The 25,341-nt window shown below is 63.3% G+C and carries 22 protein-coding genes and 1 pseudogene; 4 read left to right on the top strand and 19 right to left on the bottom strand.

Annotation, left to right across the window (positions count from 1 at the left end; all coding sequences use genetic code 11):
• Positions 1-43 precede the first annotated feature (43 nt).
• The 9 genes and pseudogenes from X726_RS160470 to X726_RS160510 form a co-directional block, all read right to left on the bottom strand.
• Positions 44-1,165 (bottom strand): branched-chain amino acid ABC transporter substrate-binding protein, encoded by a 1,122-nt coding sequence (locus X726_RS160470; protein WP_023668720.1) that lies wholly within the window; start codon positions 1,163-1,165, stop codon positions 44-46.
• A gap of 137 nt (positions 1,166-1,302) precedes the next feature.
• Entirely contained in the window at positions 1,303-1,650 is a 348-nt protein-coding gene (locus tag X726_RS160475) for a DUF6867 family protein (RefSeq protein ID WP_023668719.1), read from the bottom strand.
• A 112-nt stretch (positions 1,651-1,762) separates the two neighbouring features.
• On the bottom strand, positions 1,763-2,491 hold the full coding sequence (locus tag X726_RS160480) for an ABC transporter ATP-binding protein (RefSeq protein WP_023668718.1): 729 nt from the start codon (positions 2,489-2,491) through the stop codon (positions 1,763-1,765).
• Positions 2,492-2,610: 119 nt separating this feature from the next.
• Positions 2,611-3,618, bottom strand: a pseudogene (locus tag X726_RS160485) (ABC transporter ATP-binding protein); the annotation flags it as partial.
• Entirely contained in the window at positions 3,618-5,213 is a 1,596-nt protein-coding gene (livM, locus tag X726_RS160490; RefSeq protein ID WP_023668716.1) for a high-affinity branched-chain amino acid ABC transporter permease LivM, read from the bottom strand. The pseudogene X726_RS160485 and the gene livM, both read right to left, overlap by 1 nt.
• A 4-nt stretch (positions 5,214-5,217) precedes the next feature.
• A complete protein-coding gene (locus tag X726_RS160495) occupies positions 5,218-6,120 on the bottom strand; it encodes a branched-chain amino acid ABC transporter permease (protein ID WP_023668715.1) in 903 nt (300 codons plus the stop codon).
• 461 nt (positions 6,121-6,581) lie between these two features.
• A complete protein-coding gene (locus tag X726_RS160500; RefSeq protein ID WP_023668714.1) occupies positions 6,582-7,583 on the bottom strand; it encodes a 4-hydroxyproline epimerase in 1,002 nt (333 codons plus the stop codon).
• Positions 7,584-7,596: 13 nt separating this feature from the next.
• Complete coding sequence (locus X726_RS160505; protein ID WP_280940450.1) at positions 7,597-9,015, bottom strand: FAD-dependent oxidoreductase; 1,419 nt, start codon at positions 9,013-9,015, stop codon at positions 7,597-7,599.
• A gap of 51 nt (positions 9,016-9,066) precedes the next feature.
• Complete coding sequence (locus tag X726_RS160510) at positions 9,067-9,960, bottom strand: dihydrodipicolinate synthase family protein (RefSeq protein WP_023668712.1); 894 nt, start codon at positions 9,958-9,960, stop codon at positions 9,067-9,069.
• A gap of 69 nt (positions 9,961-10,029) precedes the next feature.
• Between X726_RS160510 and X726_RS160515 the strand changes: the two genes are divergently transcribed.
• Positions 10,030-10,719: a GntR family transcriptional regulator gene (locus X726_RS160515; protein ID WP_050588433.1), complete on the top strand. Its 690-nt coding sequence runs from the start codon at positions 10,030-10,032 to the stop codon at positions 10,717-10,719.
• Positions 10,720-10,757: 38 nt separating this feature from the next.
• Here the strand turns inward: X726_RS160515 and X726_RS160520 are convergent, their stop codons facing one another.
• Both X726_RS160520 and X726_RS160525 read right to left on the bottom strand, forming a co-directional pair.
• Positions 10,758-11,057 (bottom strand): hypothetical protein, encoded by a 300-nt coding sequence (locus X726_RS160520; RefSeq protein WP_023668710.1) that lies wholly within the window; start codon positions 11,055-11,057, stop codon positions 10,758-10,760.
• A gap of 203 nt (positions 11,058-11,260) precedes the next feature.
• Positions 11,261-12,757 carry a CoA-acylating methylmalonate-semialdehyde dehydrogenase gene (locus X726_RS160525; protein WP_023668709.1) on the bottom strand — a complete coding sequence of 499 codons (1,497 nt, stop codon included), beginning with the start codon at positions 12,755-12,757 and terminating at the stop codon, positions 11,261-11,263.
• Positions 12,758-13,122: 365 nt separating this feature from the next.
• On the opposite strand from X726_RS160525, the gene X726_RS160530 reads away from it, so the two are divergent.
• The 3 genes from X726_RS160530 to X726_RS160540 all read left to right on the top strand — a co-directional run bounded on the left by X726_RS160530 (position 13,123) and on the right by X726_RS160540 (position 16,715).
• On the top strand, positions 13,123-14,004 hold the full coding sequence (locus tag X726_RS160530; RefSeq protein ID WP_023668708.1) for a LysR family transcriptional regulator: 882 nt from the start codon (positions 13,123-13,125) through the stop codon (positions 14,002-14,004).
• A gap of 123 nt (positions 14,005-14,127) precedes the next feature.
• Positions 14,128-14,568: a hypothetical protein gene (locus tag X726_RS160535; RefSeq protein WP_023668707.1), complete on the top strand. Its 441-nt coding sequence runs from the start codon at positions 14,128-14,130 to the stop codon at positions 14,566-14,568.
• The gene (locus X726_RS160540; protein WP_023668706.1) at positions 14,565-16,715 is read left to right on the top strand and encodes a phosphatidylserine/phosphatidylglycerophosphate/cardiolipin synthase family protein; all 2,151 of its coding nucleotides are present in this window, start codon (positions 14,565-14,567) and stop codon (positions 16,713-16,715) included. The genes X726_RS160535 and X726_RS160540 overlap by 4 nt, the downstream gene beginning before the upstream one ends.
• Positions 16,716-16,819: 104 nt before the next feature.
• Here the strand turns inward: X726_RS160540 and X726_RS160545 are convergent, their stop codons facing one another.
• From X726_RS160545 to rsfS, 8 genes are all read right to left on the bottom strand, one after another.
• On the bottom strand, positions 16,820-18,076 hold the full coding sequence (locus tag X726_RS160545) for a D-amino acid dehydrogenase (protein WP_023668705.1): 1,257 nt from the start codon (positions 18,074-18,076) through the stop codon (positions 16,820-16,822).
• A gap of 93 nt (positions 18,077-18,169) precedes the next feature.
• Positions 18,170-19,279, bottom strand: a complete 1,110-nt coding sequence (gene alr / locus X726_RS160550) for an alanine racemase (RefSeq protein WP_031214731.1) — start codon at positions 19,277-19,279, stop codon at positions 18,170-18,172.
• Positions 19,280-19,550: 271 nt separating this feature from the next.
• Positions 19,551-20,066 carry an RNA pyrophosphohydrolase gene (locus tag X726_RS160555; protein WP_023668703.1) on the bottom strand — a complete coding sequence of 172 codons (516 nt, stop codon included), beginning with the start codon at positions 20,064-20,066 and terminating at the stop codon, positions 19,551-19,553.
• Between the two features lie 2 nt (positions 20,067-20,068).
• Positions 20,069-21,250: a divergent polysaccharide deacetylase family protein gene (locus X726_RS160560; RefSeq protein ID WP_023668702.1), complete on the bottom strand. Its 1,182-nt coding sequence runs from the start codon at positions 21,248-21,250 to the stop codon at positions 20,069-20,071.
• Between the two features lie 183 nt (positions 21,251-21,433).
• Complete coding sequence (locus X726_RS160565; RefSeq protein WP_023668701.1) at positions 21,434-22,759, bottom strand: S41 family peptidase; 1,326 nt, start codon at positions 22,757-22,759, stop codon at positions 21,434-21,436.
• A gap of 1 nt (position 22,760) precedes the next feature.
• A complete protein-coding gene (locus X726_RS160570) occupies positions 22,761-24,119 on the bottom strand; it encodes a murein hydrolase activator EnvC (RefSeq protein ID WP_023668700.1) in 1,359 nt (452 codons plus the stop codon).
• Positions 24,120-24,241: 122 nt separating this feature from the next.
• Positions 24,242-24,724 carry a 23S rRNA (pseudouridine(1915)-N(3))-methyltransferase RlmH gene (rlmH, locus tag X726_RS160575; protein ID WP_023668699.1) on the bottom strand — a complete coding sequence of 161 codons (483 nt, stop codon included), beginning with the start codon at positions 24,722-24,724 and terminating at the stop codon, positions 24,242-24,244.
• A 62-nt stretch (positions 24,725-24,786) separates the two neighbouring features.
• Positions 24,787-25,164 (bottom strand): ribosome silencing factor, encoded by a 378-nt coding sequence (rsfS, locus tag X726_RS160580; protein ID WP_023668698.1) that lies wholly within the window; start codon positions 25,162-25,164, stop codon positions 24,787-24,789.
• Positions 25,165-25,341: the final 177 nt, after the last annotated feature.

Raw genomic sequence — 25,341 nt, 5'->3', positions numbered from 1 at the left:
GCCCGGCGCGAGCGCCGGGCATTCCATAGAGCTGCGTTTCGAATTACGACTTCGGGAACCAGGAGATCTTGCCGTCCGGACCCTTCTTCCATTCGTACATGATGTAGCCCGGGAGCTTCGGATCGCCCTTCGCGTCATAGGCGAGATCGCCCAGAACGGTCTTGAACGGGCCCTTCTCGTGCAGCGCCTTGGCCACTTCCACGGGGTCGTTCGACTTGGCCACGGCAGCAGCCTCGGCGATCACCTGCATGGCGGCGTAGGAGTAAAGAGTGTAGGCTTCCGGCTCGAAGCCCTGAGCGCGGAACTTCTCGACCAGTGCCTTGTTCTCGGGGATCAGGCGCGGATCGGGACCGAAGGTGTTGAGCGTGCCGATAACCGCATCGCCGGCGATCGCAGCCAGCTCGTCGGTGACGATGCCGTCGCCCGACATCAGGGTAGCCTTGAGGCCCTGGTCCGCCGACTGGCGGATGATCAGGCCGGCTTCGGTATGCAGGCCGCCCCAATAGATCAGGGTAACACCGGCATCCTTCATCTTGGCAATCAGCGCCGAGAAGTCCTTGTCGCCGACATTGACGCCTTCGTACATGACTTCGGTCAGGCCGGCTGCGTTCATCGCCTTCTTGGTCTCGTCGGCAAGGCCCTGACCATAGGGGGTCTTGTCGTGGATGACGGCAACCTTGGCGTCCTTGAAGTTGGTCGCGATATAGCCGCCGGCGATGCCGCCCTGCTGGTCATCGCGTCCGCAGGTGCGGAACACGTTCCACAGGCCGCGCTCGGTGAATTTCGGGTTGGTCGCCGCAGGCGTCACTTCGACGATGTTGTTGTCGACGTAGACTTCCTGCGAAACCGGGATCGAGACGCCCGAGTTGAAGTGGCCGATCACGAATTTCACGCCGTCGCCGACGAACTTGTTGCCGACCGAAATGCCCTGCTTCGGATCCGAGACGTCGTCGCCGACTTCGAGCTTGATCTGCTCGCCGTTCATGCCGCCTGCTGCGTTGATGTCGGCAACGGCCGCTTCCGCACCCTTCTGCAGCTGCGCACCGAAGGCCGCATTCGGACCGGTGATCGGACCTGCGACGCCGACGATAACGTCAGCCCATGCATTGCCACCGAACGCGACAAGCGCGGTCAGGGCAACGGCGGACAAAAGTGATTTCTTCATTTAAACGCTCCCATTTACGAGGTGGGCGTGGATGAAACTTTCATGCGATGCCCACCCTTATCGCAGAAAGCGTACTTTGCCGATTTTCAGGCCCTTGTCACGCCGATTCATCCCCGGAACGGCGTTAATGATGAACGTCAACCTTTCGGTTTCCAGCTTAAGATCGAAGCCCGTTCGTAAAGCCAATTATACTGCGTCACCATCTGGTTCGTACGCGTGTATTGATAGCCGACAAATCCCAATATCATGAGCACGATTGTGTCCACGACATAGTATTGCAGCGAAAACATCGTGCCGCCGAACAAGGCATGATGGATGAACCTGATGCCTATGCCGAGACCCAGCAGATAGGCGAACAGCGCCGGCAGGCTGCGCCATGTCTGGGCGCTGGCCTTGCCGGTCATCCATGCCGCCCAGCCGCCGAGCAGACAGGTGACGAAGAAGAACTGCCAGATGGAAGGTTCCTCGTGAAGAATGCCTTGCATGATGAAGACTCCCTAGCATGATCCCGAAAAGTTGCAGACTTTTCGGACAAAGGTCATGCGACAAACAAACAAGTTGGAGCGGAATACCGTATGCATACATTCCGCTCCAAAATCAGTGATGGCCGCCTTCGAGATAGGCCGCCCGCACTTCCGGATTGGCGAGCAATTCCTTGCCTGTGCCGCTCATGGTCACGTTGCCGTTGACCATGACATAGCCGCGCGTGGCGAGTTTGAGCGCGCCGAAGGCGTTCTGCTCGACCAGGAACACGGTCAGCCCTTGCGTGCGGTTCAGCTCGCGGATGGCATCGAAGATCTGCTTGACGATCAGCGGCGCCAGACCCAGCGACGGCTCGTCGAGCAACAGCAGCTTAGGCCGCGCCATCAGCGCACGTCCGATCGACAGCATCTGCTGCTCGCCGCCCGACAGCGTGCCGCCGCGCTGGGCAATGCGCTCCTTGAGGCGCGGGAACAGCGCGAACACCTTCTCGGCATCTTCGTCATAGTGCTTGAGATTGTCGAGACCGGCGCCCATCTGCAGGTTTTCCATCACCGTCATGCGCGGGAAAATGCGCCTGCCTTCCGGCGACTGCGCAATGCGCATGCGGGCGATCTCGTGCGTCGGCATCTGGGTGATGTCGGTGCCGGCGAAAGTGATTGAGCCGGCACGAGCGCGCGGCGCACCGAAGATGGTCATCATCAGCGTCGACTTGCCGGCACCGTTCGCACCGATCAGCGCGACGATCTCGCCCTGGTTGACGTGGACATCGACGCCGTTCAGCGCCTTGATGTTGCCGTAGTAGGTCTCGACGCCCTTGATGTCGAGCAGCGTTGTCTCGGCCATCACTTACGCCCTCCGCGCGGCTTGCCTGTCGGGGATTTGGTGGCCGCCGGCTTGGACTTGGCTGTCAGACGCTCGGACGGTGCTCTTGGCGCGGAGTTGGCTCTTGTATCGTATTGGGTGGCTTTTGAAGCTCCCTTCGACACTGTGACCCGCTCGCCCTGGCTGTGGCCGATCGTGTCGCTTACCGGGCCGGCGAGATAGGAAGACGATGTGCCTGGTCCGTGAGCCGAATCCGGCCCGATGTCCAGCTGCTCGATGACGTCTTCATCGCCGACCTCGGTCAGCACCGTCTCGACCTCCTCGTCGTCGACGCCGAGATAGGCGGCGATGACGCGCGGGTCGGTACGCACCGATTGCGGGCTGCCGTCGGAAATCTTGCGGCCATATTCAAGCACCACGACATGGTCGGAAATCTGCATGACCACCGACATGTCATGTTCGATCAGCAGGATCGAGGTACTGCTCTTGATGTCCATCAGCAGCGAATTCAGCGCAGCCGACTCCTTCGGATTGAGACCGGCCGCAGGCTCGTCGAGGCACAGAAGTTCGGGCCCTGTGCACATGGCGCGCGCAATCTCGAGGCGCCGCTGCGCGCCATAGGGCAGGTCGCCGGCCGGATCGTCGGCGCGATCGACAAGATCGGCCTTCTCCAGCCAGTGCTTGGCAAGCTCCACCGATTCAGCCGAGGCTCTGCGGTAGCCGCCGATCCCGAACAGGCCCAGGATCGTATAGCCGGATGCCTTCATCAGCTTGTTGTGCTGGGCAACCAGCAGATTCTCCAGCAGCGTCATGCCCGAGAACAGGCGGATGTTCTGGAAGGTGCGCGCCACCTTGGCGCGCGCCGGGATCTCATGATTGGGCAGCCGTTCGAGCAGGAAGCTCGAGCCGTCGGCCCGGTTGAGCGTAATCATGCCTTCCGACGGCTTGTAGAAGCCGGTGATGCAATTGAAGACGGTGGTCTTGCCGGCGCCATTGGGTCCGATCAGAGCGGTGATCTCGCCGCGCTTGGCCTGGAACGACAGATCGCCGATGGCGATCAGGCCGCCGAACTTCATCGAAAGATGCTCGACCTGGAGGATGGCGTCTTTCATACCCGGATTGGTCTTCTGAATGGAGGTCGCGCTCATCAGCCGTGCCCTTCCTTGGTGAAGGAGGAGGAGACCGCTTTTCGTTCACTGAGGAAGGCCGTCGGTTCACGGCTGCCGACAAAGCCGCGCGGCTTCCACAGCATTACGATGACCATCGCCATGCCGAACAAAAGCATGCGGTAAAGCTCCGGCGTGAAATCTTTTCCGAAGACACTTTTCAGGAAATCGAGTTCGCGCAGTGCCTCGGTGCCGCCGATCATCACCAGCGCGGCGACCGCGATGCCGACCAGCGAGCCCATGCCGCCGAGCACCACGATGGCCAGGATGATCGCCGATTCCAGGAAGACGAAGGATTCAGGGCTGACGAAGCCTTGCCGTGCGGCGAAGAAGGCGCCGGCAAAACCGCCGAACATGGCGCCGGTGGCAAAGGCGGTGAGCTTGGTGGTGGTGGTGTTGATGCCAAGCGAGCGGCAGGCAATCTCGTCCTCGCGCAGCGCTTCCCAGGCGCGGCCGACAGGCATGCGCCTGAGCCTGATGGTGACGAAGGCGGTCAGCAGCGCCAGCCCGAGAATGAGATAGTAGAGGAAGATCTTGTAGTAGGCGCTCGACTGGGCGATGTGCAGCACCTTGCCGATGTAGTTCGGGTCGGTCGAATTGAACGTCATCAGGCCGAAGAAGGTGACCTTCGGGATGCCGGAGATGCCGGCCGAGCCGTTGGTGACTTCACGCCAGTTGATCAGCACCAGGCGGATGATCTCGCCGAAGGCCAGCGTCACGATCGCCAGGTAATCGCCACGAAGCCTGAGCACCGGAAAGCCGAGCATAACGCCCCAGAAGGCGGCCATGGCGCCGGCGGCGGGCAGCAGGATCCAGAACGACAGGCCGTATTGCGAACCGAGCAACGCATAGGCATAGGCACCGACCGCGTAAAAGGCGACGTAGCCGAGATCGAGCAGGCCGGCGAGGCCGACGACGATGTTCAGCCCCCAGGCCAGCATCACATAGATCAGGATCTGGATGCCGAAATTGTCGACCCACTTCAACGAGCCCTGCAGGCCGCCGGTTATCGACCACGCGTAGATCGACAGCACCACGACGACGAGGATCGGGTATAGCACCAGCGCCGCAATCCCGAGCTTGGTGAAATTGGCGTGGATGAAGGAGCGGAAATAGAAGATCACGCAAGCGAGCGCGTAAATGACGGCCAATGCGCGCAGGAACTGAAGGTAGCCGGCCAGATCGGGTCCCACCAACACCGGCAGGGCGCTGCCGAACGCAACCAGGACAACCGCCAGCACAACGGCGACGATGAAGGCCGGAAGCAGGAAGAAGCGCGACGCGACGCTCGCCGGCAACAGGCCGGTGGCGACATTGGTGATCTTCTGATTGGCCATGAACGGCTGGCCATATGCAATGTAGAAGAAGCGGCCAAGCATGGTCAGCACGACCACGGTGATGAGCAGCAACCAGCGCTGCACCAGGATCAGCTGGTTGCTTATGTTCTGGTCGGTCTTCAGGCCGATGAAGAGAATGAACAACCCCAGCGAGATGGCGCCGGCATAGAACGCTTCGCGCAATGCACGCTGCACGGGGGAGGCGACGGTGTCGCGCTCCGAGGATACGGAAACCGCCATTGTCTCAGACCTTTTCGACTTCTGGCCGGCCCAAAATGCCGGAAGGCAGGAAGATCAGCACGATCGCCAGGATCGAGAACGCCGCGACGTCCTTGTAGTCGATCGAGAAATACGCCGACCACATGCTCTCGATGAAGCCGATCAAAAGCCCGCCAAGCACCGCGCCCGGCAGAGACCCGATGCCGCCGAGAACGGCCGCGGTGAAGGCCTTGACCCCCGGCACAAAGCCGTCGGAAAAGGCGATGACGCCGTAATACATCAGGAACAACGTGCCCGCGACGGCCGCAAGCGCTGCACCCATGATAAAGGTGATCGAGATCGTACGGTCGACATCGACACCGAGCAGCGCCGCCATCTTGCGGTCCTGCTCGCACGCCCTTTGCGCCCGGCCGAGGGAAGTCCTGTTGACCAGGTACCAGAACAGCGCCAGCAGCAGGGCGGTGACGACGACGATGATGATCTGCTTCAGCGACACGCTGATGCCGTTGATGTTGTAGACTTGGCTGACCATCGGCGGGATCGGCTTGTTGCGCGGACCTTGCGTCACCTGGATGAAGTTCGACAGCGCGATCGACATGCCGATGGCGGTGATCAGCGGCGCCAGCCGGAACGAACCGCGCAGCGGCCGGTAGGCCACCTTCTCGATCGTCCAGTTGTAGAGGCTGGTGAGCAGCATCGCCACGATCATCATGATCAGCAGCGCCAGGACGACCGGGACCGAATAGAACAAGGAGCCGAGGATGAGGAAGACAACGAGGGCGGCGAATGCCCCGACCATGAAAATGTCGCCGTGGGCGAAGTTGATCATGCCGATGATGCCGTAGACCATCGTGTAGCCGATTGCGATCAGCCCATAGATCGATCCCAGCGTCAGCCCATTGATAAGCTGCTGGACAAAGTACTGCATGTGTACATGGCTCCCCTGGAATGTCGCCCATGCAGACGCATTCCTTTTCGTATTTCCCCTAGTCGTAAAGTTTCGAGCCCGGATTGCAACGTGATTTTTCAAACGTCGAGCGTGTTTTGCCGGCACGCCTTCCGATTGCCCGTTTTTTTGCTCCCGACCCCTGGACTATCGCGGACCCTATCATTGGCATAACGCAATGTCTTTGACGATTCAGCCGGGCCAGCGACCTCATTTCGAAGAAATCCCGGTCAAAATTCGGCGATGAGACGAATCCTTGCGTTGTTGGCGGGCTTCGTTTTTTAGCCACATTCCGTACTGACCAGCTGCAACATGGGTTCCTTCCCGACTTATGGCGGTGGATGCCTCGCCCAACGCGCTAACCTTTCGCTGACTGGTTTCGCCAAGAGGTCCCGCTCTGGGTCCAAGTCTTGGTCTCGGTGGATGATCGGCAGCCTACCGTATCACTTAACCACAAAACCGTGCGCGAACGGATCGCGGTCGTCGATGAAGATGGTGTTCAGGCCGGTCATCCGCGCCCAGCCGCCGATCGAGGGAATGATGGCCGGCTTGCCGGCAACAGTGACGTCCTTCTCGACCTTGCCCTTGAACAGCGAGCCGATGATCGATTCGTGGACAAAACTGTCGCCGGCCTTGAGCTTGCCCTTGGCATGGAGCTGCGCCATGCGCGCCGAGGTGCCGGTGCCGCAAGGTGAGCGGTCGATCGCCTTGTCGCCATAGAAGACGGCGTTGCGTGCGTCGGCCCCCTCCACCGTCGGCTCGCCGGTCCACAGCATGTGGGACAGCCGGTTGATGCCGGGGTTTTCCGGATGCACGAACGAGTACTTCTCGTTGAGCCGCTGCCGCACCACAGGGCTCCAGGCGACGAAATCGCCGGCGGAATAATCAGCCATGTCGCGAAAATTCGCCTGCGGCTCGACTATTGCGTAGAAATTGCCGCCATAGGCGACATCGACGGTGATCTCGCCAAGCTGCGGGCAGTCGACCGTCAGTCCCTCGGCATAAAGGAAGGACGGTACATTCGTGATGCGCACCTCCTCGACATAGTCGCCGACTTGCTTGTATTCGGCGATGACCAGCCCGGCCGGTGTGTCGAGCCGGAGCACGCCGGGTGTCTTCGGCTTGATCAGCCCATGTTCGATGGCCATCGTCACCGTGCCGATCGTGCCGTGGCCGCACATCGGCAGGCAGCCCGACGTCTCGATGAACAGGATGGCTATGTCGCAATCCTCGCTCGTCGGCGGATAGAGGATCGAGCCCGACATGACGTCGTGGCCGCGCGGCTCGAACATCAGCCCGGTGCGGATCCAGTCATACTCCGCCAGGAAATGCGCCCGCCGCTCCATCATCGTCGACCCCTCGAGCAAGGGACCGCCGCCGGCGACCAGCCGCACCGGATTGCCGCAGGTATGGCCGTCGATGCAAAAGAAGGATTTTTTGGCCATGATTTCCTCGAACTCAAAACCGTTGCGGGCTGAAGGGAGCAAGATCGATCCGCGAAGTTTGCCCGAGAACAAGATCGCGGATCAAGCGGCCGCTGGCCGCCGCCTGGGTCAGGCCGAGATGGCCATGGCCAAAGGCGTAGACGACGTTGGACGCGGTGCGCGCCGCGCCGATGACGGGCAACGAATCCGGCAGCGACGGGCGACACCCCATCCACTCGCGGCCACCTGACGCGTCCAGCCCCGGAAGGAATTGTCTGGCCTTTTCCAGCATGGCCTTCGAACGCGCAAAATTCGGCGGCCGGTCGAGACCGCCCAACTCGACGGCGCCGCCGACGCGCAAGCCCGTCTCGAGTGGCGTGATGACGAAGCCATGGCCGGAAAAGATCAGCATCCGCTGCACGTCGAAAGCGGTCTTCGGCAGTGTCGTGTTGTAGCCGCGCTCGGTTTCGAGCGGGATGGTGTCGCCAAGCGCCTTCGTCAGCAGATGCGACCATGCCCCGGCGGCCACGACAAGATGTCTTGCCTGCCTGGTCGTGCCGTCCGTCAGCGTCAGCGTCGCGCCATCAGGATTGGCGGCGACGCGCTCTATGCGCGCCTTTTCGAAACGCGCGCCCAGCCTTTCGGCATAGGCCCACACCCCCTTGCCGAGCAGTTTCGGATCGGCGACGGTCTTCCAGCCCGGCACGAAGGTGCCCTTGATGAAGCGCGGCGACAGTCCCGGCTGCAGCCGCGCCAGTTCGTCGCCTTCGACATGGCGAAAGCCGATGCCGAAGCGCTCGCGCGCCGCCCAGCCCGGCAGCCCGGCCTGAAATTCGGCCTCGCTTTCATAAAGCTCCAGCGAGCCGTCCTCGCGCAGCATCAGCCGCGTGCCGGAACGGTCGAGCAGGCCCATCCATTCAGCCTCGGCGAGCTTCATCATGCCTGCCTGAGCAGCAAGGCTCGCCTCATATTTTTCTGGTGCGCCAGCGCGCCAGAAGCGCAACAGCCAAGGCAACAGCTTCGGCAAGTAGGCCGGCGGGATGCTGAGTGGCCCGAGCGGATCGGCAAGCCATTTCGGCAAGTGCCGCATCATGCCCTTATGCGCCAGCGGCAGCACGTCGGAGAAGGCGAAGGCGGCGGCATTGCCGGAGCTCGTCTCCTCGCAGATGCCGGTGCGGTCGAAGACCGTGACGCTGCGCCCGGCCTCGGCCAGCATGGCCGCCGCGCAGATGCCGACAATGCCGCCACCGACAATGGCGATATCTACCCCTTCTCCCCGTTCACGGGGGTGAGGAGTGGTCCGCGAAGCGGTGGAAAAGCCGACTGCTTGGCTTTCCGAACGACGAACGCCCGGAGCGCCAGCGAAGGGCTGCGGGGCCCGAAGGGCGGATGAGGGGCGGCGGCCCTCCTCTGTGTCCCTGGAATTTCCTTGCACGTCGGCGCTGCCCCTCATCTGGCTGCCGCCATCTTCTCCCCGTGCACGTGCACGGGGAGAAGAAAGCCTTCAGAACTGCGGCAGCTTCGGCCGTACCGCCAGCGCGTCCTTGACGATCTTCTCGACCGCTTTGCGGCGCTCGCCCGACAGCGGCTGGCGCGGCATGCGCACGCGGTCATTTGTGTCGATCGCGAGCACTTCGGCAAGCTTGATGTTTTGGACCAGATAGGTCGAGACATCGAGATCGAGCAGCGGCCGGAACCAGCGGTAGATCGAAAGCGCCTCCTCGCGGCGGCCCTGCTTCATCAGCTGGTAGATGGCGACGGTCTCGCGCGGGAAGGCGACGACCAGACCCGCCACCCAGCCGATGGCGCCCACCGACAGCGCCTCGAAGGCGAGATTGTCGACGCCGGTGAACAAATCGTAGCGGTCGCCGAAGCGGTTGATGATCTCTGTCGAGCGGCGGATGTCGTCGGAGGACTCCTTGATGGCGACGAAGCGCTTGTCGGCGGCCAGTTCCTCCATCTGGTCGACGGTGACGTCGACGCGGTAGGCGAGGCGGTTGGAGTAGATCATCACCGGCAGGTCGCCGGCCTGAGCGACGGCGCGCAAGGCGGCGACCGTCTCTTCCGGGTTGGTGTGATAGATCGGGCTCGGTACCACCATCAGCCCGTTGGCGCCTTCCCGGCTCGCGCGCTTTGCGATGCTCGCCGCCTCGCGGGTGCCCGCCTCGTTGACCGTCAGCAGCACCGGCTTGTTGCCTGCAACTTTCTGGGCAGTCTTCAGCACCTTGATCTTCTCGTCATGCGACAGCATCGGCCCTTCGCCGAGCGAACCGCAGACGATGATACCGTCGCAGCCTGCCTCCATCTGCAAAGCAAAGCAGCGCTCCATCTCGGCATGATCGAGGCGGTCGTCATCAGTAAACTTGGTCGTGACGGCGGGGAAAACTCCGGTCCACATGATCGCCTCTCCATCTGATATATCAGCCGTATATCTATTTGAAAACCGGCTGTCAACGCGGAATTCGTTATGATATATGTAAGATATATCAGGAGCCCGCCTTTGATATCCAGTGAGACAGCATACCCCGAGCCGGCCGCCGCCAAGGCCTACCATGTACTCGAGCATATGATCGTGACGTTGGAACTGGCGCCGGCGAGCTTTGTCACCGAAGGCGCCCTCATCGAGAAGCTGGCGCTAGGACGCACGCCGGTGCGCGAAGCGATCCAGCGCCTCGCCTGGGAAGGACTGCTGGATGTCAGGCCACGCGCCGGCATCGCCATTGCCCCGCTTCATCCCGGCGACTGGCTGCGCGTGCTGGATGCCAGGCGCGGCGTCGAGGTGGTGCTGGCGCGCTCGGCCGCCCGCTTCGTCACCCGTGAGGCCGCCGACCTGTTTCATGAGGCAGCCCTTGCCATGCAGAAGGCCGTCATATCGGGCAATGTGCTGGCCTTCATCCAGGCCGACAAGGCGCTCGACGAGGCCTTGGCGATGGCCGCCGACAACCCGTTTGCGGCCCGTCTGGCCGCGCCCCTGCAGACCCACAGCCGCCGCTTCTGGTTTCGCTACAAGGCCGACACAGGACTGGCCGAATCGGCTGAGCACCACGTCGCGCTAATCCGCTCGATCCTGGCTGGTGACGAAGAGGCTGCCGCCAAGGACGCCAAACGCCTTATGGCACTGCTGCGCGGCCATGCCGAAGTGGCCGCCACACGCTGAACTCCGTCTCTGCTCCAGACTTCCGGCCGGTTCTTTTATCAGGTGCCCGGCAAGACTGCTGCCATAGCCGCCCCGTCCCAGCCTTCGCCAGCCGTGATGATGCAGCTTTGGCCGCGTGTGTCGGTGGCCAGGATGGTCCAGGTGCCCTGGTCGGAAACGAAGATCTCAAGCACCACATTCGGGTTCACCAGGCCACGTGCGGCTTGGTTTTCATGGAACTTCTCGCCGAGCGCCTTGACCAGGTCGGTCCGCGCCGCGCATTGATCGGCTTTGGCCTGGGCGATGCCGGACATCGCGAACACCGCAAAGAACATAGCCGCCACAAGACGTCGTGTCATCTGACACCTCCTTGCGCCAGACGAGAACCCCGGCTGCTACCGGCGCTATTTTGATGGCCTGCACCACGGCAGGAATGCAATTTAAGGCAGATGACAGGCTCTTGGTTCCATCGCTTTAACGTGATGGCCAATGTCGGTTTCGTACAAAGAAAGGCCCAGGACGTTGAACCCAGGCCTTCTTGCCGATCTTCGAAATCGTCCTGTCAGTTCATCGTCGGGATGACGAACTCGGCACCGTCCTTGACGCCGGAGGGCCAGCGCGAGGTCACCGTCTTGGTCTTGGTGTAGAAGCGGAACGCGTCCGGGCCGTGCTGGTTGAGGTCGCCGAAGGACGACGCCTTCCAGCCGCCGAACGTGTAGTAAGCGATCGGAACCGGGATCGGCACGTTGATGCCGACCATGCCGACCTGGACGCGCGAAGCAAAATCACGAGCAGCATCCCCATCACGGGTGAAGATGGCGACGCCATTGCCCATCTCATGATCGTTGGCGAGCTTGATGGCGCTCTCATAGGTCGGCGCACGCACCACCGACAGCACCGGGCCAAAAATCTCTTCCTTGTAGATGCGCATGTCAGCGGTCACATTGTCGAACAGGCAGCCGCCCATATAGTAGCCATCCTCGTAGCCCTGCATGGAGAAGCCGCGGCCATCGACGACCAGCTTGGCGCCTTCCTTGACACCGGTGTCGACATAACCCTTGACGCGTTCCAATGCCTGCGCCGTCACCAGCGGGCCGAAATCGGCGGACGAATCCGTCGACGGGCCGACCTTGAGGCTTTCGACACGCGGGATCAGCTTTTCCATCAGCCGGTTAGCGGTGTCGTTGCCGACGGGAACGGCAACCGAGATCGCCATGCAGCGCTCGCCGGCCGAGCCGTAGCCGGCGCCGATCAGCGCATCGACCGTCTGGTCCATGTCGGCGTCGGGCATGATGACCATGTGGTTCTTGGCGCCGCCAAAGCACTGCACGCGTTTTCCCGCCGCCGTGCCGCGCGAATAGATGTAATGCGCGATCGGCGTCGAGCCGACAAAGCCGATAGCCTTGATATCAGGATCGTCGAGGATGGCGTCGACGACATCCTTGTCGCCATTGACGACGTTGAGAACGCCAGCCGGCAGGCCAGCCTCGAGGAACAGTTCGGCGATGCGCATCGGCACGCCAGGGTCACGCTCGGAAGGCTTCAGGATAAAGGCGTTGCCGCAGGCCAGCGCCGGGGCAATCTTCCACAGCGGGATCATCGCCGGGAAATTGAACGGGGTGATGCCGGCAACGACGCCAAGCGGCTGGCGCATCGAATAGACATCGATGCCGGGGCCGGCGCCGTCGGTGAACTCGCCCTTCATCATGTGCGGCGCACCGATGCAGACTTCGACCACTTCGAGGCCGCGCTGGATGTCGCCCTTGGCGTCGGCGATGGTCTTGCCGTGCTCGCGCGCCAGGAGATCGGCCAGTTCGTCATAGTCGCGGGCAACCAGTTCAAGAAACTTCATCAGCACGCGCACACGCCGCTGCGGGTTGGTCGCAGCCCATTTGATCTGTGCCTCCTTGGCATTCAGGACAGCCGCACGCAGTTCCGCCGGCGAAGCCAGCGCCACCGTGCCGCGCACCGAGCCGTCCATGGGCTGCATGACGTCCTGCTTGCGCCCGCTGGTCCCGGCGACATGCTTGCCGCCGATGAAATGACCGTATTCGATCATGGTTTCTCTCCCTGAGTTTGTGATGGCGCATTCAACCCCTTTGCAGGCGCGAAGGCAACGCGAGGGGAAACGCAACCGTTGTGCAAGAAATAGACAACGAAGGACGAGTGTGCATTATTTGCCGCAAATTACAGATTGCTGAAAGGCCCGAAGGTTGCGCTCCGTCACACCCCCCTCTGTCCTGCCGGACATCTCCCCCGCAAGGGGGGAGATCAGATGTGGCTGCCGCCTTCGCAAATCTTCAACGCACCAAAAGAGACGCAGGTGGCGGAGCTGCCAATCTCCCTCCTTGCGGGGGAGATGGCCGGCAGGCCAGAGGGGGGTGGGCGGGAACGCCGCGTTCGCCGCTAGCCCGGACCACCCCAATGAACTGGGATGACGTCCGCATCTTCCTCGCCGTGGCCCGCGCCGGGCAGATCCTTGGCGCCGCCAAGCGGCTGGAACTCAATCACGCCACCGTCTCGCGCCGCATCGCAGCGCTTGAGGATGCGTTACGGACAAAACTGTTTCGCCGGCTTACCACCGGCAGCGAGCTGACGCCGGCCGGCCAGCGCTTTCTCGACATTGCCGAGCGCATGGAAGCCGACATGATCGCCGCGCGCTCCGCCGTGTCGGGCGAAGGCGACGATATCTCAGGCACGGTGCGCATCGGCGCGCCCGACGGGTTTGGCGTTGCATTCCTCGCCACGCGTCTTGGCGCGCTGACCGCGCTGCACCGCGAACTCACCATCCAGCTGGTGCCGGTGCCGCGTTCCTTCTCGCTGTCGCGGCGCGAGGCCGACATCGCCATCACCGTCGAGCGGCCGAGCGAAGGCAGGCTGGTGGCGGGAAAGCTGGTCGACTACACCCTCGGCCTGTTTGCCTCGCGGGACTATGCGCAGGCGCACGGCTTACCCGAGACCGCTGCCGAACTCGGCCAGCATACGCTGATCGGCTATGTCCCAGACCTGATCGTCAGCCCGTCGCTCGACTATGCGGCGGAGTTCAGCCCGGACTGGCGCACCAGCTTCGCCATCTCCTCAGCGCTGGGCCAGGCCGAAGCGGTGCGGTCGGGCGCCGGCATCGGCATCTTGCACACCTTTGTCGCCCGCTCGATGCCGGAGCTGATCCCCGTTAACATCGTGACGCCGATCCGCCGCGCCTACTGGCTGGTCTATCATGAATCGGTCCGGCCACTGCGCCGCGTGCAGATCGTCGCCAACTTCATCACCAAGGCAGTCGAGAGAGAGCGCGGGCTGTTTGTCTGATGGCCGCGCCGCCTTGCCCTCGCCACAAAATCGGCCAGTGTGGCAACAAGCGCGATGTCGCCTATTATTAAGGATTGGCTGCGCCGGGTGGGACACTTTTTTGCAAAGCTGGTGCGGATCAAAATGCGAGCGGTGCTCGCCATCTTGCCGCTTGTCGCGCTTTCCGCCTGCGCCAATCCATGGACCGAAGTTCCGGAAGCCGAACTGCCCAAGCCGGTCCGTATCGCAATGGCCCGCCCGTCGCCTTTCGTCTTCGGCAATTATTGCGGTCCCGGCACCCGCACCGGCGACCTCTCGGCTCGCCCTGTCAATCGCCTCGACAGCGCCTGCCAAATCCATGACGCCTGCTACATCGCGCGCCATAATCATTGCGACTGCGACGGCGCGCTCGTCGCCTCGGCAAAGGCGATCCGTCATGACAAGACAGCGCCGAAAAAGATGCGCGGCGAGGCCGAGCTTTTGATCGCCACTTTCGCGCTTCCCGTCTGCAAGGTGTTTCCGCAAGGCTTCCTGCCGCCGCGCGATCCGGCTGAACTGAAGACGATGAACGGTGCGACCGGATGAACCGCGCCATCTGCCTGGCCTTGGCCGGGCTGGGGCTGGCGGCCCTTGCCGGTTGCGCCGCCCCGATCCGGCACAGCTGCGATTTCTTTCCCGATGCGAAGGATTGCGGCCGGCCGTCGGTATCGGCCGGCACGCCCGGACCGCAGACTGCAGCAGCAGCGTTTTTCGGCGATGCCGGTGCCAGCGACTATGAAAGGCAGTTTCTGGTGCTGCTCGCCCACAACCAGATCGGCGCCATCGACAGGGCGAACGGCACCGGTCCGTTCGGCCATGACCGCCACGCCATCGCCAACCGCGATTTCCAGGCCACCTACCGGACGCTGGAACAGCTGGCGAAGCCGGTTAGCGCCGAACAGATGCCGGCAGGTAGGGGGACCGGCGAAGGCCATTTCAACGGCCGTTGGCGCGTGTCGCGGCAGACGCTCTATGTCAACGCCGCCGCGCGGCCCTCCGCGCCAAACACGTTCAGCTTTTCCGGCCTGCAGGCGCGCTCGATCGAGATCGTGATGCGCCAGGCGGGAAAGCAGCCGGTTGAGATATCGGGCGCCTGCGACGGGGCGCTGGCGATTCGCGCCGGCGGTGGCTCGCGCAGCGTGGCGAGCGGTGCCGCCTTCCACCTCCGCCTGTCGGCCGGGCAAACCGCCAGCCTGTTCCCCAGCGATGGTTTGAACCGCTGCAGCCTCAAGCTCAGCTCCAGTCTGGCGCCGGCAGGCGCCCCGCTCACCATCCTGCGCGAAGAGGTTGCCTATCCGGCGATAGCCGCGCTCGACAGCCGCTACGAGCGTTGCCCAGTGCCCGGTCCATCCGGCCTGGATGAACTCGCCCGCGTCTTCTACGCCGGCCGCTGGCTGTCGCAGAGCTGTTCGCTGCCGCTCGGGTCACCGCGCCTGTTACGCAAGTCGCGCGACGGCTTCAACGCCAAGGTCGAAGCGCTGCTCGGCGCGCCTTTACCCGACAGCGCCTTCGACAAGGCCGACCCCGAACTGCCGCTCGATTTCTCGCGCGCGCCGAAACTCAAGCTGGTCTATCTGTCGTCGCTGGAGTTCAAGGCCGATTTTTCCGGCCGCGTCATCGAGCGGCTGATCCGCCATCACGCAGCCCTCGGCACCAAAGTGCGCATCATGGTCACAGACGTGCTGGAGCGCGACAAGGACGATGCCCTGCTGCACCGGCTGGCGGCCGATTATCCCAATGTCGAGTTGCAGGAATATCGTTGGCGGGCCGACCACGGCGCGCCGGTCGACGAGCAACTGTCACAGCTGCACAAGACCCATCACGTCAAGATGCTGGCGACACTTGCCGAGGATCCCGCCCGCTCGCGCGTCATCATCGGCGGCCGCAACATTCATGACGGCTTCCTGTTCCACAAGCCGATCGACCTGTCGCGCTATCCGAACCTCGAGCAATACGGCAAGACCGACGGCCTCTCGCTCAACTACTATTCGAACTGGAGCGATTTCGACATCGAGTTTGCCGACCCGGCCACGGTCGAGACGCTGGCCGCGCATCTCTCGACATTGTGGCTGCGCGACGCCGACACCAACATCGCAAGGCCCTTCTCCATTCCGGTGCGCTCCGACAGCCGGCGCCCGCCGGGCACGGTGCGCCATTTCATTTCCGTGCCCTACGAGGACAACCATGCGCTCGAGACCTATTTCGTCGAGCTGATCGACACTGCCCGGCACCATATCGAGATCGTCAATCCCTACCTTAATCTGACGCCGAAGCTCAGCCTGGCCATCGAGCGGGCGCTGGCGCGCGGCGTCAGGATCGACATTGTCGGCCGCATCGACCTCAAGGGCGATATTGGCGGCAAGCTGCTGACCGCGCTCAACAAGCTGTTCGTCGAGAAATATGGCGACCGCATCAACATCCGCGAATTCAAGGCGCCCGATGTCGTGCTGCACTCCAAGATCATGATGATCGACGAAAGGCTGGTGACGATCTCGTCGGTCAATCTCAACAACCGCAGTTTCTTCCACGATCTGGAGAACGGCATGACGGTGCTCGACCCTGCCTTCTACGCCAGGATGCAGCCGGTCTACGACGACTATGTCGCCCATTCGAATCCAGTATCGACCAAGGTAATGATCCCCTGGGCCTACCGGTGGCTGTTCTCGAAGGGCTGGGTGAAGGAGGCGTTTTGAGAGGCTGGCGAGGCTGAAGGAATGCCGTTCTGTAGCGATCCTTTACACCCCCTCTGTCCGGTAGGACAGAGGGGGTGCTGGCCCGCGAGCTTTAAAAAGCACCCCTACCTCAAATACCGCTCCGGCCCCAGCTCCCGCACATCGATATCAGGCACCTTGCTGGAGATGATGTCGGACAGCACCTTGGCCGAGCCGCAGGCCATGGTCCAGCCAAGCGTGCCGTGCCCGGTGTTGAGATAGAGGTTGGAGAACTCGGTGCGGCCGACCAGCGGCGGCCCGTCCGGCGTCATCGGCCGCAGCCCGCACCAGAAGGACGCCGCCTTGAGGTCGCCGCCATCCGGGAACAGATCGCCGACCGAATGTTCGAGGGTGCGCCGGCGCGATTCATGCAGCCTGAGATCGAAGCCGGAAATCTCCGCCGTGCCGCCGACGCGGATGCGGTCGCCGAGCCTGGTGATCGCCACCTTGTAGGTTTCGTCCATTACCGTCGACACCGGGGCGGCGACCGCGTCCTTGATCGGAACGGTGATCGAATAGCCCTTGACCGGATAGACCGGGATCGGGCGCCTGAGCAGGCGCATGAAGCGCGCCGAATAGCTGCCCAGCGCCAGCACATAAGCGTCGGCCGCGCGCGAGCGCTGGTCGGTGCCGACGCTGACGATGCGATTGCGGTTCTTGGAGAAGCGCCGGATCTGCGTACCGTACTCGAACGTGACGCCGCGCGCCACGCAGAGCTCGGCCAGCCGATCGGTGAACATCTTGCAGTCGCCAGTTTCGTCGCCGGGCAATCGCAGCCCGCCGACAAACTTTTCCCGCACGCCGGCCAGCGCCGGCTCGGCCCCAATGCAGCCTTCGGGATCGAGCAACTCGTAGGGAACGCCATATTTCTTCAGCACCTCGACATCGCCGCCGGTGCCGTCGAGCTGCTTTTGCGTGCGAAACAGCTGCAGCGTGCCCTTGGTCCGCTCATCATAAGCGATGCCGGTCGCCTCGCGCAGCGCCTTCAGCGTGTCGCGGCTGTATTCGGCGAGCGGCACCATGCGCGCCTTGTTGATGGCGTAGCGATCCGCGGTGCAATTGCGCAGCATCTTGATGAGCCATGTCCACATATACGGATCGAAGGCCGGCCGCACCACCAGCGGGCCGTGCTTCATCAACAGCCACTTGATTGCCTTCAGCGGGATGCCGGGACCGGCCCAGGGCGAGGCATAGCCCGGCGAGATCTCGCCGGCATTGGCGAAGCTGGTTTCCAGCGCCGGCCCTTTCTGGCGGTCGAACACCGTCACCTCGTGGCCGGCCTCAGCGAGATAATAGGCAGTGGTGACCCCGATAACGCCGCCGCCCAACACGAAGATCTTCATCGCATCACTCTCCACGACGACTTCCGTCAGAGGGCCGCCGCCTCCTGTCTGCCGGATTCTGCGGCGTCCGCCAAGGGGCGGCGTGTCGCGGCTCTATTCGTTGATATAGCGGCGGTGGAAGCGGGGGCCGAGACTGGTCAGGATTTCATAACCGATCGTGCCGGCATGACCGGCGGCGTCATCGACGCTCTGCGAGGGGCCTAGGAGTTCGACAAGGTCGCCCTCGCGCAGCCGGCCGGCCGGCAGGGCCGAGATGTCGAGTATGATCGAATCCATCGACACCCGCCCGACAAAGGGCAGTCGCACGCCGTCGAGCCAGGCAGCCGAAGCCGCGCGCCGGTGCCAGCCATCGGCATAGCCGAGCGAGATCGTGGCCGCGCGCAAGGGACCGCTGGCCAAAAACGCATGTCCGTAGCCGACGCCCGCGCCCTTATCGATGCCGCGTGTCTGGATGATCTTTGCCTCGAGCCGCACCACCGGCAGCATCGGGTTCGCCTCATCAGGCGTCGGATTGATGCCGTAGAGCGCAGCGCCCGGACGCGCGAGGTCGTACTGATAGCGCGGCCCAAGAAAGATGCCGGAGGAATTGTCGAGCGACGCCGGCGCCTTGGGCAGCATTTTGCGCAGCCGTTCGAACTCCCTGAGTTGCGCGTCATTGGCCGCATTGGTCGGTTCGTCCGCACGGGCCAGATGGCTCATGACGAGGACGACATCGACGCCGGCGAAAGCATCGGCCGTAAGCGCCTCGACCTCTGCCGGCGCCATGCCCAGCCGCGACATGCCGCTGTCGACCTGGATGGCGGCCTTGAGCTTGCGGCCGGCCTTTTGGCCTGCCTCGCTCCACGCCTTCAGTTGCCCGGTGCTGTTGATGACTGGAACAAGGTCGGCGGCCACCGCTTCGGGTTCCGAGCCCGGCGGCAGGCCGTTCAGCACATGGATTTCCAGCTTCGGTCCGAGTGCGTCGCGCAGCGCGACACCCTCGGTGAGATGCGCGACAAAGAAGCTGTCGCAGCCTTCGGCAACCAGTGCCGCCGCCACTTGCCGCGCGCCGAGCCCGTAACCGTCGGCCTTGACGACGCCGGCGCAGCGCACGCCGCCGAGCTTTGCCTTGAGCCGCCGGTAATTCTCCCTGACCGCGCCGAGATCGATGGTGAGAATGGCGCCGGCCGCCGCTTCGCTGATCGAATCTTTGGCTTTATGCATTGCAGACCCGCTGAAGTCGGCGCTGCCCCTCACTGTCCTGCCGGATATTTCTCCCCGGCCCTATACGGGGAGTTGAGGAGCGGTCGGCGTAAAGCGGACGAAAAACCAACTGCTTGGCTTTTCGAGTGACGAAAGCCGGCAGGCAGGTGAGGGGCAGCCCAGACGCTGCGCTAAGAGGCCATTGCCCGGCGTCGTTCATATGGGTCTCGTGGCTGCGGGTGTCCCGATCAATAAAGCACGAATCAGGTGCCGTGCGAACCGTCACATCCAGCTAGGCAAGATGACGGAACGCCGCCACCACATCCTCATAGACCTTGCGTTTGAACGGCACTATCAGATCGGGCAGGTCCTGCATCGGCCGCCATGCCCATTCATCGAATTCGGCGGTGTGGCCGCCCGGCGGCGGATTGATCTGGATCTCTCTGGTCTCGCCGTGAAAGCGGTAGGCGAACCATTTCTGCGTCTGGCCGCGATAGCGGCCCTTGAGGGCGATGCCGACCAGATCGGGCGGCAGGTCGTAGTTGATCCAATGCGACGCCTCGGCCAGCAGCGTGACCGAGCGCATGCCGGTCTCTTCATAGAGCTCGCGCCCGGCCGCCTGCAGCGGCTCCTCGCCCTGGTCGATGCCGCCTTGCGGCATCTGCCAGAGCTGCGTGGTGCCGGCGAATTCGCTGTCCGGTTCGGCGATGCGGTGCCCGACCCAGACCAGCCCGTCGCCATTGAGGATCATCAGCCCGACACAGGGGCGGTATGGCAGCGTCTCGGGGTCGACAGGTTTCTTCGTCATGATCAGCCTTTTTCCGGGTCGATGGCCACCGCCGAGATCGGCACGATCTCGATGCCGCGCTTTTTCGCTTCGTCCACCCAGGACGCCACCGTATCGACGGTGAGGTCGAAGGCCGAGCCGATGCCGACGGCGGAGCCTTTGGCGCGCGCGGTCGCTTCCAGCGCGTCGAGCTTTTTCAGGATGGCGCCGCGGTCCTGCACGGCGTCGATTGCCGTATCGCCGGCGACGAACGGCACACCGTCCTTCAAGGCGAGATCGGACGCCAAGCTCCGTGCGGACGAGCCGTCATCGATATAGGCAAGGCCGCGCTTGCCAAGCTCGGCCATGAACGGCCCCATCGCTGTCGCGTCGGCCGAAAAGCGCGCCCCCATATAGTTCATGACGCCGGTATAGTTGGTGGTCCGCGACAGCGCCCAGCGCAGATTCTTCAGATTGTCGTCCTGGCTTGCCGCCACTGTCAGCGTGTTGCGGCCGGGATTGACATTGGGATAGTCGAACGGTTCGAGCGGCACCTGCATGACCACCTCATGCCCGCTCTGCCGTGCCGCCTGCATCCACCGGCCAATGCTGTTGCCTTGCGGCGCAAAAGCCAGCGTCACTTCGGCCGGCAGCTTGGCGATCGCCGCCTGCGTGCCGGTCTGCGACACGGCAAGCCCGCCGATGACGATTGCCACGCGAGCGCCGCGCGAACCCGACCACGGCCGCGCATAGACATCGAACGGCCGCCGGCCGTCAGCGGCGCGAACCGGGAGTGGGCCGGTGTCGCTGGCCTCGATCAGCGCCCTGTCGGGGACATGCGCGATCTTCAGGTTCTGGCCGATCGTCGACGGGTCGTGGATGACAATGGCTGCATTGGGCGGGCCGTCACCCTCCTGGGTTTGCACATGGATGATCTGCGGACCGCTGGCCTTGGGCGTTTCCGCCTTCGGCGCTGCCGCCGTCGCTTGAGCAGTGGGCGCTGCGGCCGCGGGCTCGGCCGCCGCCGTCACCTTTGGCGTCGAGACCGCGATTGCTTCCGGTTTGCGGAACGGCTTCTCGCGCAGCGCGATCGCGCCGGAGATGCCGACCGCGGCCAGCACGACCAGCGTCGCCGCGACGGCGCCAGCGCTGATCCCGCGCGACGCAGCACGCGGTCGGACGGTCTGTCCGAGCGGGCGTTCGATGTCCTTGCCGACGTCAGCCAAGCCGCATCCCCGGGCGCGTGATCAGCGAAATCTTTTCGCCATGCGCAGATCCAAAACTGAAGGCGCGTCCCCTGCGCCTTTTGAGGCGCAGCGCCCAGCTGCCCCCGAATCAAACTGCCGGAACCTCACGGTCCCGGCAGCATTGCATCGCTTCGATTGGGCAGCCAGAGCTACCAGTCGATTTTACTGGTTGAGCACTGCCTTTTCCGGATTCGGCGGGAATGCCGGATCGGTCTTCTGGCCGCGCAGCAGCTGTTCGGCATAGATCAGCTGCAGATCGTCCTTCGGATCCGGCGGCACATAGGCAGCCGAGCCCGAGCCGGTATCGCTCTCGTCGGCGCCCTTGATATGGCCCTTGAGGTCCGATTCGCCGCGCGTCAGGTCCCTGCCCTGCAGTTCGGGCGGCAGCGGCTGGTCGACCTTGATATCGGGTGTGATACCCTTGCCCTGGATCGACTTGCCGGACGGCGTGTAATAGAGCGCCGTCGTCAGGCGCAGCGCGCCGTTCTCGCCAAGCGGGATGATGGTCTGCACCGAGCCCTTGCCGAACGACTGCGTGCCGACCACTGTGGCGCGGCGCAGGTCCTGCAGCGCGCCGGCGACGATCTCGGAGGCGCTGGCCGAACCGCCATTGACGAGCACGATCAGCGGCTTGGCGCCGATGTCGTCGCCTGCCTTGGCGTCGAAGCGTGTGACGTCCTTCGGGTCGCGGCCGCGGGTCGAGACGATCTCGCCACGGTCGAGGAAGGCGTCGGACACGCTCACCGCCTGGTCGAGCAGGCCGCCCGGGTTGAGGCGCAGATCGAGCACATAGCCCTTGAGCTTGTCGTTCGGCACCTGCTTCTTGATGGTGTCGATGGCATTCTCGAGGTCGTCATAGGTCTTTTCGGTGAAGGAGGTGATCTTCATGTAGCCGATGTCGTTCTCGACCCGGAACTTGACCGCCTTGACCTTGATGATATCGCGCACCACCGTCAGCTCGATCGGCTTGTCGGCGCCCTGGCGCAGGATGGTCAGCTTGATCGGCGTGTTGACCAGGCCGCGCATCTTTTCGACTGCATCGTTGAGCGTCAGGCCGCGAACCTCTTGGCCGTCGATCTTGGCGATATAGTCGCCGGCCAGCACGCCTGCCTTGGCAGCCGGGGTGTCGTCGATCGGCGTGATCACCTTGACCAGGTCGTTCTCCATGGTGACCTCGATGCCGAGGCCGCCGAACTCACCCTTGGTCTGCACGCGCATGTCCTGCGCCTGCTCGGCGTTCATGTAGGAGGAGTGCGGGTCGAGCGAGGTGAGCATGCCGTTGATGGCGTTTTCGACCAGCGACTTGTCGTCCGGCGGCGTCACATACTGCGCCCGCACGCGCTCGAAGATGTCGCCGAAGATCGCCAGTTGCTTGTAGGTCTCGGAGCCTGCAGCGTTCGCCGTCGAGCCGGGCGCGCCATAGACCAGGCTCATCGCTGACGCGCCCATCAGCGCACCGGCAATAAGAAGCGACAGTTTCCGCATCATTTCACGTCCTTCCAGAGAAGCGGTCCGCCCACCATGGGGTCGGATCGACGGGTTTTCCATCCTTGCGGAACTCGACGTAGAGTTCCGGCGTGGCATTTCCATTCTTCGAGGCCGAGGTGCTTGCCACCCGGGCCTCTCCCATCGCGCCGACCGGCTCTCCTGCGAGCACCGACTGGCCAGACGCGACGCTGATTCTGCTCATCCCCGCCAGGACGACATGATAGCCGTCTCCCGCATTGAGGATCAAGAGTTGACCATAGGAGCGAAAAGGCCCCGCATAAAGCACATTTCCGTCCGCCGGTGCCGTGACGATGGCTCCCGATTGTGTCGCAACCATGTCGCCAAGCATCACCGCGCCGTTACCGTCATCGGCCCCGAAACGCAGCTTGATCTTGCCGGTGACCGGCAGCGAGACTTGTCCCTGAAGTGCCGAAAACGGCGCAGCGGCGGTGAGGCGGTTGCCTTCCGGCACGGGCAGCGAAGCCAGCTCCGTCGACGCGGTTGTGCCTGCATCGGCGTTATCGGCGTCCGGCTTATCGCTGTCGGCCGCTTTCTGTTCGCCTGCCTTGACGGCATCCGCCGCCTTGCGGCTCTTGTCGGCTTCAAGCGAAGCGATCAGCTCTTTCAGGCTGCCGGCCTTGGCCGCAAGCGCCTGGGACCGCTGCTTTTCAGCGGCCATCGCCGTCCAGGTGTCCGCCTCGAGCTTCTGCTTGGCTTCGAGCAGCATGGAGAGGCGTTTCTTTTCCGCCGTCTGCTCGCCGACCGCCGCCGTCAGCCGCGTCCGCTCGGCCTCGATCGAGGCCGTCACCCGGGTCTGTTCCCTGAGGTCGGCCAGCAATTTGTCGGTCTGCTGGCGCAGTTCCGGCACCACTGCGCCGAGCAGGATGGCGCTGCGCACCGACGACAGCGCGTCTTCCGGCTTGACCAGGATCGCCGGCGGCGGATTGAGCCCCATGCGCTGCAGCGCGCCCAGCACCTCGGCCAGCACGTCGCGCCGCGCCGCCAGCGAGACACGGATCTTCTGTTCCTCGCCCTTCAGTCCTTCGAGCCTGGCGCCGATATCCTCGATGTCCTGGCCGAGCTTCTGCTCGGTCATCGCCGACTGGATAAGCGCCGCGGTGATCGAGGCATGGTCCTTCTTGACCGAAGCAATGTCGGCGGCGAGCTTGGCCAGCCGTTCGGACGACAGCGTGATCTCGGCCGACACCTTCTCATATTCGGCACGGCTCAGATCGGGGTCGGGCGCCACGTCCAGCGTATTTTCGGCCCGCGCAAGCCCGAGCGACAGCAAAACCACCGCTGCAGCGATGCCGCAGCGCGCGTGCCGGAAGCCCGTTCGTGATTTCCCGTTGTCAGCCATTGAAGCCCGACTCTATGCGTGGCTTCGTTAACGAACCATCAACCATGATCGAACCGAAGCCTAGCACAAAACAGCCGCGCATTGGGGCGGAAATCCGGACGATTGACCCTCGACCCACTGATTTACGAACGGTGGTAGGGATGTCCCGAAAGAATCGTTGCCGCCCGATAGAGCTGCTCGCCCAGCATGACACGCACCAGTTGGTGCGGCCAGGTCGCCGCGCCGAACGAGACCATCAGCTCAGCCTGATCGCGAATCGACTGGTCGTGCCCGTCGGCGCCGCCAATGGCGATGACCAACGCCTTGCGTCCGCCATCGCGCAGCTGGCCGATACGGCTGGCGAAATCGTCTGAGGACAGGTTTTTGCCGCGTTCGTCGAGCAGGAACAGTGCCGTGCCCGGCTGCAGCTGTGCCTGCAGCTTCTGGCCTTCCTCGCGGCGGCGCTCATTGGCGTTCTGGGCTCGTCCCTCGGCGATCTCGGCGACACCAGAGAATTCGAACCCGATCGCCGGGCCGCTCTTGGCGAAACGCTCGAAATAGCGGTCGGCGAGCTCTCTCTCGGGGCCGGCCTTCATCCGGCCCACGGCATGAACTGCTATCTTCATCCCTGCCTCGGCGAGCTTTCAATCCATGTCGCACCCAGGATGGTTACGACATGAGACGGAGCTCAGTGCAAGGTCTCTTCCTCGAGGTCCGGCGCCTGCCACATCTTTTCAAGATTGTAGAATTCGCGGACTTCTGGGCGGAAGACATGGACGATGATGTCGCCTGAATCGATCAGGACCCAGTCGGCGCCGGACAGCCCCTCGACGCGCGCCGTGCCGAGACCGGCATCCTTGAGCGCCTTGAGGAGGTGGTCGGCGACAGCCGAGACATGACGGTGCGACCGGCCCGACGCGATGACCATATAGTCGCCGAGGCTCGATTTCCGCTGAATGTCGATTGAGACAATATTTTCGGCCTTGGAGTCTTCCAGACTGGCAAGGACTGTCTTGATGGCACGGGACACGGCGTCATCTACGCTGATCCTGGCCGGCGAAGGCATGATGTCAGCCTTCTTCCGCAATGCTGTTCTCAGTGTATTTCCTTTCGCAGCAAGAACAACCAAATCACCCACGAAATCAGGTGACACCCTATAGATAGGCAGAGTTCCCTTGCAGTTTCAAGACGGGAGGCCCTGCCAGCGCGAACGCAGTGCAAGACTTCCGGTTCCGGAGCCTTG

The organism is Mesorhizobium sp. LSJC285A00 (assembly GCF_000503155.1).
Lineage (GTDB): Bacteria > Pseudomonadota > Alphaproteobacteria > Rhizobiales > Rhizobiaceae > Mesorhizobium.
The sequence above is the reverse complement of the archived record's forward strand: the minus strand, read 5'-3'. Positions and strand labels throughout refer to the sequence as shown.

Excerpts from the sequence above, each read along its gene's own strand:
- X726_RS160555 (WP_023668703.1), bottom strand. The coding sequence starts at position 20,066 with ATGACGAAGAAACCTGTCGACCCCGAGACGCTGCCATACCGCCCCTGT.
- X726_RS160540 (WP_023668706.1), top strand. The coding sequence starts at position 14,565 with ATGAACCGCGCCATCTGCCTGGCCTTGGCCGGGCTGGGGCTGGCGGCC.
- rsfS (WP_023668698.1), bottom strand. The coding sequence starts at position 25,164 with ATGCCTTCGCCGGCCAGGATCAGCGTAGATGACGCCGTGTCCCGTGCC.
- X726_RS160525 (WP_023668709.1), bottom strand. The coding sequence starts at position 12,757 with ATGATCGAATACGGTCATTTCATCGGCGGCAAGCATGTCGCCGGGACC.
- livM (WP_023668716.1), bottom strand. The coding sequence starts at position 5,213 with ATGGCGGTTTCCGTATCCTCGGAGCGCGACACCGTCGCCTCCCCCGTG.
- X726_RS160545 (WP_023668705.1), bottom strand. The coding sequence starts at position 18,076 with ATGAAGATCTTCGTGTTGGGCGGCGGCGTTATCGGGGTCACCACTGCC.
- rlmH (WP_023668699.1), bottom strand. The coding sequence starts at position 24,724 with ATGAAGATAGCAGTTCATGCCGTGGGCCGGATGAAGGCCGGCCCCGAG.
- X726_RS160515 (WP_050588433.1), top strand. The coding sequence starts at position 10,030 with ATGATATATGTAAGATATATCAGGAGCCCGCCTTTGATATCCAGTGAG.
- X726_RS160505 (WP_280940450.1), bottom strand. The coding sequence starts at position 9,015 with ATGAGGGGCAGCGCCGACGTGCAAGGAAATTCCAGGGACACAGAGGAG.
- X726_RS160535 (WP_023668707.1), top strand. The coding sequence starts at position 14,128 with ATGCGAGCGGTGCTCGCCATCTTGCCGCTTGTCGCGCTTTCCGCCTGC.
- X726_RS160495 (WP_023668715.1), bottom strand. The coding sequence starts at position 6,120 with ATGCAGTACTTTGTCCAGCAGCTTATCAATGGGCTGACGCTGGGATCG.
- X726_RS160530 (WP_023668708.1), top strand. The coding sequence starts at position 13,123 with ATGAACTGGGATGACGTCCGCATCTTCCTCGCCGTGGCCCGCGCCGGG.
- X726_RS160500 (WP_023668714.1), bottom strand. The coding sequence starts at position 7,583 with ATGGCCAAAAAATCCTTCTTTTGCATCGACGGCCATACCTGCGGCAAT.
- X726_RS160510 (WP_023668712.1), bottom strand. The coding sequence starts at position 9,960 with ATGTGGACCGGAGTTTTCCCCGCCGTCACGACCAAGTTTACTGATGAC.
- X726_RS160470 (WP_023668720.1), bottom strand. The coding sequence starts at position 1,165 with ATGAAGAAATCACTTTTGTCCGCCGTTGCCCTGACCGCGCTTGTCGCG.
- X726_RS160565 (WP_023668701.1), bottom strand. The coding sequence starts at position 22,759 with ATGATGCGGAAACTGTCGCTTCTTATTGCCGGTGCGCTGATGGGCGCG.
- X726_RS160520 (WP_023668710.1), bottom strand. The coding sequence starts at position 11,057 with ATGACACGACGTCTTGTGGCGGCTATGTTCTTTGCGGTGTTCGCGATG.
- X726_RS160570 (WP_023668700.1), bottom strand. The coding sequence starts at position 24,119 with ATGGCTGACAACGGGAAATCACGAACGGGCTTCCGGCACGCGCGCTGC.
- X726_RS160480 (WP_023668718.1), bottom strand. The coding sequence starts at position 2,491 with ATGGCCGAGACAACGCTGCTCGACATCAAGGGCGTCGAGACCTACTAC.
- X726_RS160475 (WP_023668719.1), bottom strand. The coding sequence starts at position 1,650 with ATGCAAGGCATTCTTCACGAGGAACCTTCCATCTGGCAGTTCTTCTTC.
- alr (WP_031214731.1), bottom strand. The coding sequence starts at position 19,279 with ATGCATAAAGCCAAAGATTCGATCAGCGAAGCGGCGGCCGGCGCCATT.